The organism is Microcoleus sp. D3_18a_C4, from assembly GCF_036702415.1.
Classification (GTDB): Bacteria; Cyanobacteriota; Cyanobacteriia; order Cyanobacteriales; family Microcoleaceae; genus Microcoleus.
In genome coordinates this window covers 1-14,276 of sequence record NZ_JAUBTI010000140.1, presented here as the reverse complement: position 1 = coordinate 14,276, position 14,276 = coordinate 1, and the positions used below count along the sequence as shown (strand labels likewise).

At 46.1% G+C, this 14,276-nt stretch carries 11 protein-coding genes and 1 pseudogene; 5 read left to right on the top strand and 7 right to left on the bottom strand.

Translation table 11 applies throughout. From position 1 onward, the window contains the following. Positions 1 to 110 precede the first annotated feature (110 nt). Positions 111 to 455: a hypothetical protein gene (locus QUB16_RS30790; RefSeq protein WP_333055663.1), complete on the bottom strand. Its 345-nt coding sequence runs from the start codon at positions 453 to 455 to the stop codon at positions 111 to 113. Positions 456 to 1,098: 643 nt separating this feature from the next. On the opposite strand from QUB16_RS30790, the gene QUB16_RS30785 reads away from it, so the two are divergent. Further along, complete coding sequence (locus QUB16_RS30785) at positions 1,099 to 4,512, top strand: PAS domain S-box protein (protein WP_333322003.1); 3,414 nt, start codon at positions 1,099 to 1,101, stop codon at positions 4,510 to 4,512. A gap of 160 nt (positions 4,513 to 4,672) precedes the next feature. Here QUB16_RS30785 and QUB16_RS30780 read toward each other — a convergent pair whose 3' ends face one another. Then, a complete protein-coding gene (locus tag QUB16_RS30780; protein ID WP_333322001.1) occupies positions 4,673 to 5,950 on the bottom strand; it encodes a tetratricopeptide repeat protein in 1,278 nt (425 codons plus the stop codon). Positions 5,951 to 6,029: 79 nt separating this feature from the next. Between QUB16_RS30780 and QUB16_RS30775 the strand changes: the two are divergent. Then, positions 6,030 to 6,215, top strand: a pseudogene (locus QUB16_RS30775) (ATP-binding protein); the annotation flags it as partial. Between the two features lie 271 nt (positions 6,216 to 6,486). Here the strand turns inward: QUB16_RS30775 and QUB16_RS30770 are convergent. Next, on the bottom strand, positions 6,487 to 7,554 hold the full coding sequence (locus QUB16_RS30770) for an ABC transporter permease (protein ID WP_333321998.1): 1,068 nt from the start codon (positions 7,552 to 7,554) through the stop codon (positions 6,487 to 6,489). A 162-nt stretch (positions 7,555 to 7,716) separates the two neighbouring features. After that, positions 7,717 to 8,850, bottom strand: coding sequence for an AI-2E family transporter (locus tag QUB16_RS30765; protein ID WP_333321997.1), 1,134 nt, complete (start codon positions 8,848 to 8,850; stop codon positions 7,717 to 7,719). A gap of 155 nt (positions 8,851 to 9,005) precedes the next feature. Between QUB16_RS30765 and QUB16_RS30760 the strand changes: the two genes are divergently transcribed. Both QUB16_RS30760 and QUB16_RS30755 read left to right on the top strand, forming a co-directional pair. Next, positions 9,006 to 9,191, top strand: coding sequence for a hypothetical protein (locus tag QUB16_RS30760; RefSeq protein WP_333321995.1), 186 nt, complete (start codon positions 9,006 to 9,008; stop codon positions 9,189 to 9,191). 77 nt (positions 9,192 to 9,268) lie between these two features. Then, on the top strand, positions 9,269 to 11,056 hold the full coding sequence (locus QUB16_RS30755; protein ID WP_333321993.1) for an efflux RND transporter periplasmic adaptor subunit: 1,788 nt from the start codon (positions 9,269 to 9,271) through the stop codon (positions 11,054 to 11,056). A gap of 113 nt (positions 11,057 to 11,169) precedes the next feature. Here the strand turns inward: QUB16_RS30755 and QUB16_RS30750 are convergent, their stop codons facing one another. The 3 genes from QUB16_RS30750 to QUB16_RS30740 form a co-directional block, all read right to left on the bottom strand. After that, positions 11,170 to 12,213, bottom strand: coding sequence for a protein-glutamate O-methyltransferase CheR (locus QUB16_RS30750; protein ID WP_333321992.1), 1,044 nt, complete (start codon positions 12,211 to 12,213; stop codon positions 11,170 to 11,172). Beyond that, positions 12,210 to 12,896 carry a chemotaxis protein CheB gene (locus QUB16_RS30745; protein WP_333321990.1) on the bottom strand — a complete coding sequence of 229 codons (687 nt, stop codon included), beginning with the start codon at positions 12,894 to 12,896 and terminating at the stop codon, positions 12,210 to 12,212. Before QUB16_RS30745 ends, QUB16_RS30750 begins: the two co-directional genes overlap by 4 nt. Positions 12,897 to 13,388: 492 nt before the next feature. Next, a complete protein-coding gene (locus QUB16_RS30740) occupies positions 13,389 to 13,511 on the bottom strand; it encodes a hypothetical protein (RefSeq protein WP_333321988.1) in 123 nt (40 codons plus the stop codon). A 293-nt stretch (positions 13,512 to 13,804) separates the two neighbouring features. Here QUB16_RS30740 and QUB16_RS30735 point away from each other — a divergent pair, with 293 nt between their 5' ends. Then, a complete protein-coding gene (locus QUB16_RS30735) occupies positions 13,805 to 13,972 on the top strand; it encodes a hypothetical protein (protein ID WP_333244442.1) in 168 nt (55 codons plus the stop codon). Positions 13,973 to 14,276: the final 304 nt, after the last annotated feature.

Below are 14,276 nucleotides of genomic sequence, written 5' to 3'. Positions count from 1 at the left end.
TATTGTACAATACGCGAGCGGGGACGCTCGCACTACAATAAAAAAAATGCTTTTTACAAAACTGAGATGCTCCCAAAGTCGATCGACTTTGGGAGCAATTCCCGATTTTCTTATTCGCCCAGCAGCGATTCAAATGCAGCTTGCAAAGACTTGATATCGCCTACTCTGGCTACTAACAAGTTTTCGCTGCCGGCATCCTGCAGCCTGTGTCTCCAATACTGGATGCTATCAGAGTTGTTCATCCAGAAACTAATCACGGTGTCTACAACTCGATCGACATCCCAGCCTTGCTGAGGAGAAACTGTCTCTACGGATGCCACAAACGCATCGAGAGTGCACTTCCGGTTTGCTAAGTATTCTACACCGGACGGCTGCTGTTGTTGCAGCAATTCCTGCTGCTGGTTGAAAAACGTTAAAGTTGGAGATACGCCCAGGATTTCAAATGTATAGTTCATGTCATCCTCCAGAAGTATTATTTTGCCCAAATATCGAGCGTCCAAAAAAGCCAAAAACGCTTTACTTTGCTGGCGTTGATTAAATGCAGATGCTTCAATTATCCTCTTTGTAGTCGATGGCTTACGCCCCGCTACGCTACGGGATTTTGGCGGCTTATCTTATTAATAGCAAATTTTCCAACAGCGGATTGTCACATAATTTACATTTGTCCTCGCACTGTAGAAAAAATTAAAATCTAATTTTTATTAAGCAGGCGTAAGGAAGACAATGGCCACCCGGAGAAAGTGAGCTTATTTTAGATTTTAAATTTTAGATTAAAAAATTGAATAATTGGCAATGACTGATGACAACCAGGGTGGGGAGCACGGGCCTAAAGTTGCTTTTTTTCCGGGGTGTGACTTTTTGACCGGGAGTATGCAGAGCGATCGCCACATTCAGGCAAGTAGTGGCATGATTAATATTACAATTTTTTACAGTAGCGGTGGAAATCTCAGCCCCGTTTTGAGCGGGCGGCTACCGCACTTCACTATTGCTGTACAACTTTGTAACTTATATCTAGGGCATCTTTTAAACGACAAACGATACGCAAACCTGGTAGGTGTCACAATATTAATGTTATTGAAAAGTCTGAGCAGTTGTGTGATGAAAAGCTCGCCCAAGATGTCACTGAGCCTTGTTTTGTTGATACCGCTGGTGGTACAAATCTCCGTAGCAGTCGGCGTGACTGGATGGCTGTCGTTTCGCAACGGCCAGAAAGCCGTCAATGACCTTGCTACGAGGTTAAGCTTGGAAGTTGCAGCGAGAACTAAAGAAAATTTCCGCAGTTTTGGGGATGTGTCTCACCTGTTCCTGCAAATGAATACTGCTGCGATCGCGTCTGGAAACTTAGACCCGCAAGACTTCCCCAACTTAGAGCGCTATTTGTGGAACCAGACCAAGCTGAGCGATCGAAATACAACCATCTACTACGGCGACGAACAGGGAAAATTCCTCTTGCTCAAGCGAGAAGCAGAACACTTAGTATACATCAGAGACGAATCAACGGCTCCCAACCGCGAAATTTATCGCCTCGACAGCCAAGGAAATCGCACTGAGCTAATCCAAACCGTCCCCTATGACCCCCGTACTAGACCGTGGTACCAAGCTGCCAAACAGGCAGGAAAAGCCACTTGGTCTCCCCTCTACGTCTTCAGGGCGTCGCCAGTTCTGGGGATTACGCCGGTGATGCCCATCTACAGCCAAACGGGCAGCCTGCAGGGGGTACTGGCCATTGACCTGACTCTTTCTCAAATCAGCGATTTTCTCAAAAGCATCAAAATTAGCCCGTCGGGACAAGTTTTTGCGATCGAACGCAGCGGGAAAATAGTCGCCAGTTCCACAGACGAATTGCCCTTTGTCACCGGCCAAGACGGACAAGAACGGCTGTTGGCGACTAGGAGCAAAAATTTGCTAATTCGATCGTCTTCCACATACTTGCAACAACGATTTGGTAGTTTTGAACAAATTAACAGCCAAGGACAGTTTACCTTCGAGATAGACGGCAAACGTCAATTCATTACCGTTGCTCCCCTGCAAGACGGCCGCGGCCTCGATTGGCTGATTGTAGTCGCCATCCCGGAAGCCGACTTTATGGAGCAAATTAACGCCAACACTCGCACAACTATCTTATTGTGCTTTTTTGCCTTCGTAGTGGCGATCGTTCTGGGAATTTTCACCTCTCGCTGGGTTGTCAAACCGATTACCCGATTGTTGCAAGCTTCCAAAGCTTTAACAAAAATGTCCGAATCATCCGACTTCACATCATCCGAATTAGACGGGGAGGTCGAAGTTCAAGGCGTCAACGAACTCGGTCTCCTAGCTCAGTCTTTCAACCAAATGGCCAGACAATTGCGATCGTCTTTTGTTGCCCTAGAAGAAACCAACTCTAGTTTAGAACAGCGAGTAGCAGAGCGGACGGCCGAACTCGAAGCCGCCGAAGCAGAATTGCGGGCTTTGTTTGCAGCTATGAACGAATTAATTATAGTTGCGGACGCCAGCGGTCGCTATTTAAAAATCGCGCCCACAAATCTTTCTCTGCTCTACAAACCAGCCGAAGAATTAGTTGGCAAAACAGTCACAGAGGTGTTTCCGCAAGCTAGAGCCGACAATTTTCTCAACTACATCCGAGCAGCTTTAGACACTCAGCAAACAGTCAGCATCGAGTACGATTTAACCATTGACAACCGCGAAGTTTGTTTTGCTGCCAGCATTTCACCGCTTTCAGAAGAATCCGTCATTGTGGTAGCCCGCGACATTACCGAACAGAAGCGAGCCGAATCGGCGCGACGCCAAAGGCAAAAACAATTGCTCAAACAAAATACGGTTTTGGTAGAATTGGCAAGAAATAAAGCGCTGTATCGAGGCGATTTGCAAGTAGCTTTGAGGCAAATCACCGAAGCAGCAGCTCATACGCTACAGACAGAAAAAGCCGGCGCGTGGTTGTACGATGAAAGCCGATCGAAACTGGAATGTCTCGACCAATTTAGCAGCAGCAACCAGCAACATTCCCAAGGTGCCGAACTGACAGCAGCAGACTATCCAGCTTATTTTAAAGCTTTGGAAGAACACCGGACGATCGCAGCCGATGATGCTCTCTCAGATGTTAGAACCAGAGAATTTGGGGAATCTTACTTTGCAAAAGTGGGTACTACATCAACCTTAGATGCGCCGGTGCGGCTGGGAGGACAAACAGTCGGAGTCATCTGTATCGAACAAGTGGGAACTCCTCGTAACTGGACATTAGAAGAACAAAATTTTGCTGCTTCCCTCGCAGATTTGGTATCATTGGCGATCGAAGCCAGCGAGCGCGATCGTACACAAAGCGCTTTGCGTCAAGCAGAACAAAAATACCGCAGCATCTTTGAAAATGCCGTCGAAGGCATTTTTCAAACAACCCCCGAAGGCCACTTCTTGAGCGTAAATCCAGCTTTAGCCCGCATCTACGGCTACGCCACTCCCGAAGAATTGACATCAAATGTCACAAACATTAGGCAGCAAGCTTACGTCAATCCTCAGCAGCGCGAGAAGTTTATGCGGGTGATGGAAGAATTCGGAGAAGTTTCGGGGTTTGAGTCAAAAGTTTACCGCGCTGACGGCAAGGTAATTTGGATTTCCGAAAGCGCGCGTGCAGTGTGCGACGCCGACGGCGAGGTACTCTACTATGAAGGCAGCGTCGAGGATATTAGCGATCGAAAAGTCTTTGAATCCGCCTTGCAACTCGCCCTAGAAGCAGCCGAAGCCGCTTCCACCGCAAAAAGCGCATTTTTGGCAAACATGAGCCACGAACTGCGAACACCTCTGAATGCCATCATCGGCTATAGCGAAATGCTCCAAGAAGAAACCGCAGAATTGGGTTACGATGAACTCACCCCAGATTTAGACAAAATTCGCAGTTCCGGCAGACACTTGCTATCGCTAATTAACGACATTCTCGACATTTCTAAAATCGAAGCCGGCCGCATGGATCTTTACTTAGAAACCTTCGACATCGCCGCCTTGATTGAAGAAGTCGCATCCACCGCCGCGCCGCTAATTGAGAAAAACGGCAACATTCTCAAGTTGCACAAAATTAGCAATATCGGCACTATGCACGGTGACATTACCAAAGTGCAGCAGATTTTATTAAATTTGCTGAGCAATGCCGCCAAATTCACTCAAAACGGTACAATTACCCTCACGGCCAGCCGAGAAAAAATCGCCGACGACAGCAGCGAAGCAAAACAAGAAAACACTTCTGAACCTGCGGCAAGTTCAGAATCTTCAATTGCTAGTAAAGAATTTTTAGTGGTTAATTGTACAGATACAGGAATTGGGATGACTCCCGACCAGTTGCAGCACATTTTCCAACCCTTTACCCAAGCAGACGCTTCTACCACGCGCAAGTACGGCGGCACCGGTTTGGGACTAGCAATTAGCCAGCGTTTTTGCCTAATGATGGGTGGCAATATTGCAGTAAAAAGTCAGGATGGTGTGGGTTCTACTTTTACGATCTGGTTGCCAGTTAATCTGCAAAACTAGGGTGGATGGCACACGCAGCATTCAATTTCAGGAAAAAAGAATGCTGGCGCACCTTACAAAAGAAGTTCCCCTAAAACAAGGGGAATACAAACCAAGTAGGGAAACTAAAAGTAAAAAGAACCTTGTGTTTAGGTTTTATTTTTTACTTTTATCTTACTCATCACGGCTGTGTACTTGGGTTAGATTCTCCATTCACCACCCCCGTAGTATCTATCTGATCGACGATCTCTTGTTTTCCAGTTTCAATAAACCATTTATACTGCTCGAGCGTTTCGGGACGAGCACTCTCCAAACACATTTTTCTCCAGCGGGGTTTCTCTTTTGTATCTTTTTTTTCTTCCAGAACATCTTCTAGCAAGCAATAAGCCATCCCTCCACCGAGCTGTTTTCCTTCAATTGCTTGGTCAATAGCAACTGCTTGTCGGATTTCTTTTTCAGCCGCTTGATACTGTTTTTGTTTGAGCAGTATCCAGCCCAAGTTTAGACGCAGTTCATAGTTGAGTTGAGCATCTTCTTTCCTAACCCGTTGTAATCCCATCCGCAGTAAAGTTTCAGCAGTAACCCTATCGTTTTTACTAAGATAAACGCGACCTAAATTATTAAAGGCGCGAGCCTCCCCTAGGTTTAACACTTTTTCATATTCCTTCCTCGCTAAATCTATAGCTCCTAAAGATTCGTAGATTTGTCCCAAGGCAATTGGAATCTCCCAATTATTGGGGTTTATTTTGGCCGCTTGCTCGTATTTCCCTTTAGCTTTTTCCAGTAAACCTTTTTCGTAGAGTTTTTTTCCTTCTCGATAGTTCCATTCCCCAATCCGAGGCAAAGAGTTATAGACTCCCACAGAAGCCAACAATAACATTGCGGTAATTCCCAAGGTTACTTGACTGTGAAACTGGGGAGAAATATTGAGTTTTTGGAGCAGATTTTTAATCTTTTCTTGTCCTGTGTCCTGCAAGGTGTGGATTACCGTCAGAAGTAACCCTCCCTGTCCGAGTAGGCCAAAGGTCTCAGCGAAGCTGATTCCTCCCGTGGAAAAGAGTTGAACGAAGGTTGTCATATAGGCCCCTACCGCCGTCAATCCCGCGATTGTCAGCCCGTTGAACAACGGATCTAAGCGATTTGAGGGGGAAACTTCCTCGTCGGAAGTCGGTTCGAGAAACCACCACCAAGCTTCTGGGGAGGGGTGAAATGTAGCTCGCCATTCTGGCAATTTTGCTCCTCTGGCGATCGCATTGGCTTGTTGTTTCAGGAAGTTGTCTAATTCGAGTAGTTTAGCCAAAGTTTCTACAGAAAGCTGGGTTTTTTCGCTGAGTGCTTCTTTGATGGCATCGCGAGTAACTAAAATATGGAGAATGGCTATTTCTGATGGTTCAGACTTTGCCAATTTTAGGTGAGCGAGAGCATCAGTATATTGAGCTAAGGCAAATTCTAATTTCACGATCGGAGTTGAATAATTAGATTACTGAAAAAAGTTTAGCGCAAATTGCAGGTATATACTTTAAGATAATTGTAGCCCACAGTTGCAGCACATTTTCCAACCCTTTACCCAAGCAGACGCTTCCACCACGCGCAAGTACGGTGGCACCGCTTTGGGATTAGCCATTAGCCAGCCTTTTTGCCTAATGATGGGTGGCAATATTGCAGTAAAAAGTCAGGAGGGTGTGGGTTCTACTTTTACCATTTGCTTACCTGTTAATCCTTAACTAATCTTGGTATTTTTGAGCTATCCTTGTATTACCAAATCTCGTAGGGGCGGGTTCATCAACAATCTTTGGTTCACATCCAAAATATTCATAAACCCGCCCCCACCAAACCAATTAAGCCTGATTGCGGAACAAGTTTTTGAGTATCTGCGATGGGTGGGGGCGGGTTTTTTAGTTCGGGGAATTGATGATATAAATTTGGGTGAACCCGCCCCTACAAATATTGGAATTCCCACTTACCAATTCCCACTTACCAATTACCCAGTCCCAATTACCTTTGAATGCTTCTCGGATCGAGAGCATCCCGCAACCCATCCCCCAATAAATTAAACGCCAAAACAGTCAAAATAATCAGTATCGCCGGAGGCCAAACCAACCAAGGCTGCAACACTAAAATTGAAGCATTAGTAGACAGGGATAGTAAATTTCCCCAAGAAGGATCTGGCTGTTGAATTCCCAAGCCAATTAAACTCAAAACCGACTCCGCCACAATAAAACCCGGAACCGCCAAAGTAGCAGAAATAATTACATAAGTAGCAGTTTGTGGCAAAACGTGGCGGACAATAATATAAATTGGATTAGCCCCCATTGCCCGCGCCGCTTGCACGAATTCTCGTTGTTTAATTGACAGTACCTGACCGCGAATTACCCGCGCCAAACCCGCCCAATTGATAAATGAAGTAATCAGCACAATCAATATAAATCGCTGAGCACTTGTCAATCCCGGCGGCAACACTGCTGCTAGCGCTACTAATAAATAAAGACCGGGAATCGTCATCAATACTTCGGCAAAGCGCATTAAAATACTGTCAATCCAACTTCCGAAATAACCCGATATTCCTCCTATAAACAATCCCAACGGAAAAGAAATTGCTATTCCTACTAAACCGATGCTGAGGCTAATTCTGCTGCCGTGTACTAAGCGACTGAATTGATCGCGAGCTTGTTCATCCGTGCCTAAAAGGTTAATTTGACCTTCTCCTGTAGTACCAAACAAGTGCCTGTCTAATGGCAAAACTCCTAAAAACTTATAGGGAGAACCTTTGACAAACAAACCTAGAACCGAGGGTTTTTGCCAGTCTACAATTACCTCACGAGCGCCGGTATTTGCATCCACCGGGCCCTGAGTAGTCGGATAAACGTGGGGCCCGATAAAGCGCCCGTCTGGGGTGCTTAAATAAATCTGAGTCGGTGGCAGCAATGAACCGTTTAATTGAGAGTCATAGGGGTCGTAAGGTGCCACAAATTCGGCAAAAAGTGCGACTGTATAAAAAATTAACAGCAGCACGGCTCCTAACCGAGCTAGAGGATTGTTTCTAAGATTTTGCCACCATTTCATAATTTTTTAGGTTTGAGATTTTAAGTGGGTTAGTAATCAAGACTAAAGTTCTCAAACTTCTTTGTAGGGACTTTAGTCTTTTCTTAATTGACTCAGCAGCCAAAAGTTAATTCCTGACTTATAAAAGTTTTCATAACTGAATTACTTACTACCATAATTAGACTACTTTTGTTCATCGGCGACCAAGATTATTCTACTTTGATCTTCTGGTATTTTCCCCAATTCCTCGCCGCTAAAAGGATTGTAGAAAAACGAGCCTGTTTGGGGCGGCAATTTGGGATTGAGTACAATTTCTACTATACTTTTTACAACCCCAGTGAGCGGAATTGCCAGGATAACTCCCAACAATCCTCCCACTCTACCTCCTAACAGCAAAGCTGTGAAAATAACTACCGGGCTCAATCCGGTGAGATTGCCCATAATTCGGGGAGCTACTAAATTATCCTTGATTTGCTGGAGACCGATCGCCACTACCAACACTTGCAGCGCCAGCCACCAATCAATAAACGCTACAATTATACTAACAGTGCCAATTCCCAAAGTTGCTCCAATAAACGGAATTATTTCCGTCAATCCTATAAATACCGCAAACAACAGAAAAAACGGAACTTGCAGCCACCAAAAAGCCAGAGTCAAGGAGATGGCCATCAATAGTCCCAGCAATAACTGTCCCGATACAAATCGCTGGAGGTTTCGCTGCAAAGTCTCTGTTAAAACATAGCGAATGTCTGGGGAAAAAATACTGGTCAAACCCTGCCACACTCTTTGCCCGTCTAGGAGCATATAAAAGGAAATCACCACAATAAAAATCAAGTCCAAAAACCAGTTAACAGTACCGACAACTAAGCCTAAACTCGTACCTGCGAGCGCCTGCACTTGTTCCTGCACTTTCGCTGATAACTGCTGCTCCAATATTTGCACGTTAAACGGTAAATTGCGCTCCGCACTCCAGGCTTGAAATTCACTTAGCTGCTGCCGCCCCGACTCCAGCAACTCCGGGAACCTCACCCCCAACTGGCTCGCTTGGCTGAACACCGGCGGCACAATAGTTAAACCGATTACTACTACTGTCACACCCGCAGTTAAATAAACCAGCCCCGCCGCCACTCCCCGCGGCAAAAATACTTCCAGTCTTTTTACTGCATAATTTAATAAAAATGCAATCAGTCCCGCTGTTACTAAAATGCTGACCAGTTCCCCAACATAACTGACTGCTGTCAGGGTAAACCATCCCGTCACTAGCACTAGCAGCCAAGTAATTAGAAACTGTTGGACGGGAGAAAAAAGACTATTCATTTTGATTTTTTTAAATAAAGTGGCACAAATTTTTTATTTTTTAACCGATGTGCCGTATTATACAATAAACACATTAGAGTATAGGTTAGAAATAATTCAGTTCAAGATTAGACTGACATTTCTCAGCATTGATAGATAGGTGACGGCCAAGCCACTTGGGGAGAGACAAGGCCAGCCCGATCGCCCCGACGATCGCCCATCGCGCTAATATTCAGTATGCCCCAGAGGCAGATCAAATTAAATGTCGATCGCACCAACTCCGATCTATTCGCCATTGTAAGGTGAAATGGCGCCGCACTCACCCAAAAGGGGGACGCGGCATTGCTGAGGCTATCCGCTAAAATGAATCAAATATAAAAACCGCAATCTTTCTTTACAATAAAAAAACCAAAGGCTAATAGCGGCGAGAGGAACTACCGTGACCAATCAAGTTTTTTCAGAAGCGGAAGAAAAGCCACCCCTTCCCCCCGTGGAGAGCGGGCGCGACAGGAACTCAGCAGTGGCTGTAACTGAAAGTGAAGTCTCAGACAACTCTCGCTGGCAATTCTCCGGTGAGGATGATGAACGAGAAGTGGCGCTGGAAGCTCCAGAAATCGAGGAGGAACAAGTTTGGGAACCAGAAGCAACTGAAGTTGGGCCCCGCAAAGAAATCAGGTGGCCTGCCTTGTTGGCCGGCGCAGGGATTGGCGTTGCTGCAACGTTGCTAGCAGTAAACTTGACTGGGGGCAAACAGAGTTCACCTGCGGCAGTTCCAATTCCACCGGCAACTCAGCAGGCGACGGCTCCGACTGTGACAGTGGCACCTGTGGAATCTGCCGAGGTGGGTGAAACTCTGCAAGCGACGGGCACCGTGGCAGCCTATGACTTGCTGCCGGTGCTACCACAAGCCAACGGTTTGCAAATTAAGCAGGTGTTGGTGGCCGAGGGAGATGCGGTAGAAAAAGGTCAGACGATGGCGGTTTTGGACGATTCGGTGCTACGATCGCAAATTGCCGAAGCGCTTGCGGGAGTACAATCGGCCAATTCTACGGTAGAACAAGCCGAAGCTCAGGTACAGCAAGCTCAGTCAGCCCAACAAGAAGCCCAAGCCGGCGTGGCTCAAGCCCAAGCTGGCGTTGAAAAAGCCATCGCTGACGCAGCGCAAGCCAGAACAGGCGTCGGGCAGGCAAGAGCCGGTGTGGAACAAGCTAAAGCCGGTGTCACTCAAGCTAAAGCCGGCATTGCCTCCGCTCAGGCTAAATTAGATCAAGCTCAAAGAGAAGTAAATCGCACCCAAGATTTGGCGACTCAGGGAGTAATTAGTCAGCAAGATTTGGAAAGGCGAAAGACGGAACGGCAGACTGCTGTTCAAGACTTGAACAAAGCTAAAGCTGACTTGAATACAGCTTTGCAAGAACAGAATAAAGCAGCGGAAGAAGTGCAATCTTCTCTTGCTAAAGTAGCTACTGCGGAAGCTAATATCAGTACGGCTAGAGCGGCCCTCGCCAGCGCTCGTGCTAAAGTGAATACGGCCGGAGCGAGTGTCAGCAGTGCCAGAGCAAATGTCGGAAATAACGCAGCAAGTGTCCGCAGCAATGATGCACAAGTCAAACAGTTACAAACTCAACTAGAACAAACTATTGTTCGAGCGCCGGATAGTGGCACTGTGGCTGAAAGAATTGGTCGAGTTGGCGATGTTTCTTCGGGAAATCAAAAACTCTTTTCGATTATTCGCGGCAACAAGCTGGAACTGCAATTGAAAGTGCCGGAAACTCAGATTTCGCAAGTGCGGCCGGGAACAGCAGTGCAAATTACTTCGGATTCTGACAAGCGGATTAAGTTGTCAGGAACTGTGCGAGAAATTTCGCCGATAGTTGACCCGCAAAATCGGCAAGCTACGGTGAAGATTGATTTGCCGACAAGCGAGTATTTGCGATCGGGAATGTTTTTGCGCGCATCGATTTCGACGGCAAAGGCTCAAGGTTTGAAAGTCCCCGCTAAAGCTATTGTGCCGCAATCTGACGGCAGTTCTATTGTTTATAAACTTGTGGGCGAAGACAAGGTACAGGCTCAACCGGTGGAAGTCGGGGAAATTTCTGGGGGTGCTGTGGGCGATTTGACTGCTGCTAAGGTGGTGGTTAAAAAGGGTTTGAAGGCGGGCGATCGCGTGGTTGTTACTGGCGCTGGTTTTCTTAAGGATGGTGCTGAGGTTAAGGTTGCTAAATAGGTTATTTAGAGTTAGGGTTATTTAGGGATTATTGCCTTTTTTTTACCGCAGATGAAGGCAGATAAACGCTGATGAACGCAGATAACCACTGCCGATATTTCGATTACGCACGTCTACGGGGATTGCATAATCTCGCTGAGTGTGTTAATCACGACCCCGACAGGGGCATAGTGATTCAAAACAATGCGATCGGCCTCTTTCTCCATTTCGATTTCGTCCAATCTTTCCGTCTGCACCGGTGGAGGGTTGACGGCTGTCAGAGGATAGTTGCTAGCATTTAAATCCATGCTGATCCAATGCGATAGCACTTTTTTAGTATAAATTTTATTCTTTTTGTCGAATAGCGCAAACAATTCTGAAGACTCACCAACCGTTTCCGAAGTGCCTAACAGCAAAAAGCCTGCGGGCCGAAGCCCATAGTGGAACATTGGCAGCAGTTTTTTCTGCAACTGGGGGCCCAGATAGATCGGCACGTTCCGACAGGTAATCAAATCCATCCGGGAAAATGGCGGCTCCGCGATCGGGTTTTGTCTAGCAAAGACGCAGAGTTCGCGCACGGGCTTAGCGATTTGGTATCCGCCCTCGACTTGGACAAAGAAGCGATTTAGGCGTTCAGGTGAAATATCCGCGACTTGGGCCTGGGTATAAAAGCCACTGCGGGCGATCGCGATCGCACTTTCGCTGATGTCTGTGGCATAAATCTGAATCGGCAGGTTAGTAGATCGAGCTGCTAAAAACTCTAGCAAGCAAATGGCGATCGAGTAAGCTTCTTCACCCGTGGAACAGCCGGCAATCCAAATTCGGATCGGTGCTTTAGGCGATTTATCTTTGACAATTGCGGGAAAAACATTGCTGCTTAAGGCATCAAAGGTTTCGGGGTCGCGGAAAAAGCTGGTGACAGGAATTAAGACATCGTGATACAGCGCCGTTACTTCTGTGGGGGTGTTTTGGAGATATTGGGCATAATCTTCGATCCGTTCCAGCTTGTAGAGCAACATCCGCCGATGTATCCGCCGCTTCAAGGTGGTTTGCTTGTAGTGAGTAAAGTCAACTCCTGTAGCCGCCCGCAGCAAACTGTAGATAATGGCGATCGCATCTTTACTTTCGATCGCATCTTTACTTTCGATCGCATCTTTACTTTCGATCGCATCTGTCACAAGCCGATCGCATCTGTCACAAGCCGATCGACCATGTAGGGATGACGGGCGATCTCTGCTATCTTCTGGGCAATTTTTTCCGGTGTCGAGATAAAGTCTACCTGACCCGTAGCCGCGGCAGTGTTGGGCATACTGCTAACTTGTGCCGAGTCTTGACATTGGGCAAAAGTAATACCGCCCGCGACCTTAATCGCTTTTAACCCTTGGGCACCATCGCCGTCGCCCCCGGACAAAATGACGCCGATGGCTTTGTTCCCCCGTTCTTCGGCGAGGGACAACAGAAAAGTATCGACGGACATAAATACCCCGCGTCCTCTGCCGCGAGGCGTTAGCTTCAGCACCCCTCGATCGATGGTTATGCTGACATTCGGGGGGATAACGTAGACCTGATTGGGTGCTATGAGCATCCCATCTGTCACCTCATGCACGGGCATCAGGGTCGATCGAGCCAGAATCACACTCAACACACTTTCCTGATGCGGCAACATATGCTGAATTATTATAAACGCCATGTCGGTATCGATCGGCAAATGGCTCAGTAATTGCATAAAGGCTTCCAATCCACCGGCAGAAGCTCCTATTCCGACTACAGGAAATAAGTCGTTTTGATTGTTCTGCTGCTTTCGATCGGCTTTGATACCAGCTTTAGGTTGAGATTTCTTGGAATTCTTTTTTTCAGTCATTTTTTATACCGAGTTTATATTTTTTAAGTAAGTATTATGGTAGGTTTTTATTTTTATTATATATGATTAAGTATCCTAAAAGGAAGGATTAGCCATATACCTGCGGATATATTGAGGCGCAGTCTGCGCGTGCGATCGAGCGATTTTCAAATTATTATTATTATTATTGAGAGCCATACTGCATCAAATGGGACAATTATGAAGGTTTAAATTCCTCATGAATTATACTAATTGTACTCTTGAAAGTTGATAAAAAGTAAATTTTTCACATTCTGCGATCGTAGCAATTCTCTGAAGATTTTCGATAGAGTCCAGTTCCCCTAAATCCGCCAACTCATCAAGAAACTTCAAAGCAGAATCTTGTTCACTTTGATGAAGCAGTTGGGCTAGGGAGAATCTTCGGGGAAATCAAATAGTACAATTAAGTATAAAAACTTAAAAAAACCCTCTACAGAAGCGCAATTAATCTCGTTTTTAGGCAGGTTGTGGCGATTAAGAGGGGGATAGCTTCGCTTCACGCAAAGTCGCTAGCGCCCCGTGGATGTAAACTATCTCTGGATTATTTTCTAACTGCTTCATCACTGCTTGTTGAGGCAGTTTTACCTTTTGAGTCATTTCCAGAGTATCGTCGATTAGCCGTTGCCAATATTACTTCTATTCAGCAATTACTTCCTGAAATTATTCTGCTTTTGAAGTTTGAGGCTGTTAATTGGCAGACAGAATCTAATAACTGATTTTTTTTTATCTTCCCAAAATCCGGCACTTTTTGCTAACGTCTTAAATAAAAGTAACAAAAATATATTTTACTTGGCTGATAGAAATTAGGGAAATCCCAGCAGCGCTGCAAAGTTCGGATTCTCAAGACAGGCTGCCGGGGGTAAGGGCTGTGAGAAAGGGCGATTCTACCGATGTTGGTGAGAAAAGTGAACGATGGGGAGTTTATGGTGCGGTTCGTGGCGATGGGATGGCTGCAAACTCAAACTGCGGAAGCTTTGGCGGCGCTTTTAAAAATGACGCAGTTCGATCGCACGATCGGAATGTGCGATCCCAAGCCGCTAACTCTTTGTCAATGTTAGGAAGCGAGGCGATGACATTTTGCTCCGCCACAGTATCATAGCTCGGTTGTGCGATCGCTGCCACTGTTTCATCAATAAATACGTGGTTTTTGATGTGTATAGTATCTAGCCAACGCTTTCATTCATAGCGCAATTTTTGTACAATTTCTGTAGCGAGGCTGAGTCGCTACTAAAGTTTTTTTTACGCCTTAATTTTAAGAGGTTAAAAGTGCGGGACAAACTTGATATACTTAGGATCGCGAATTAAATAACTTACAATTTTAATTGTTATTGTGGGATGGGCGTCCCGCCCGTCCAAAAAGGA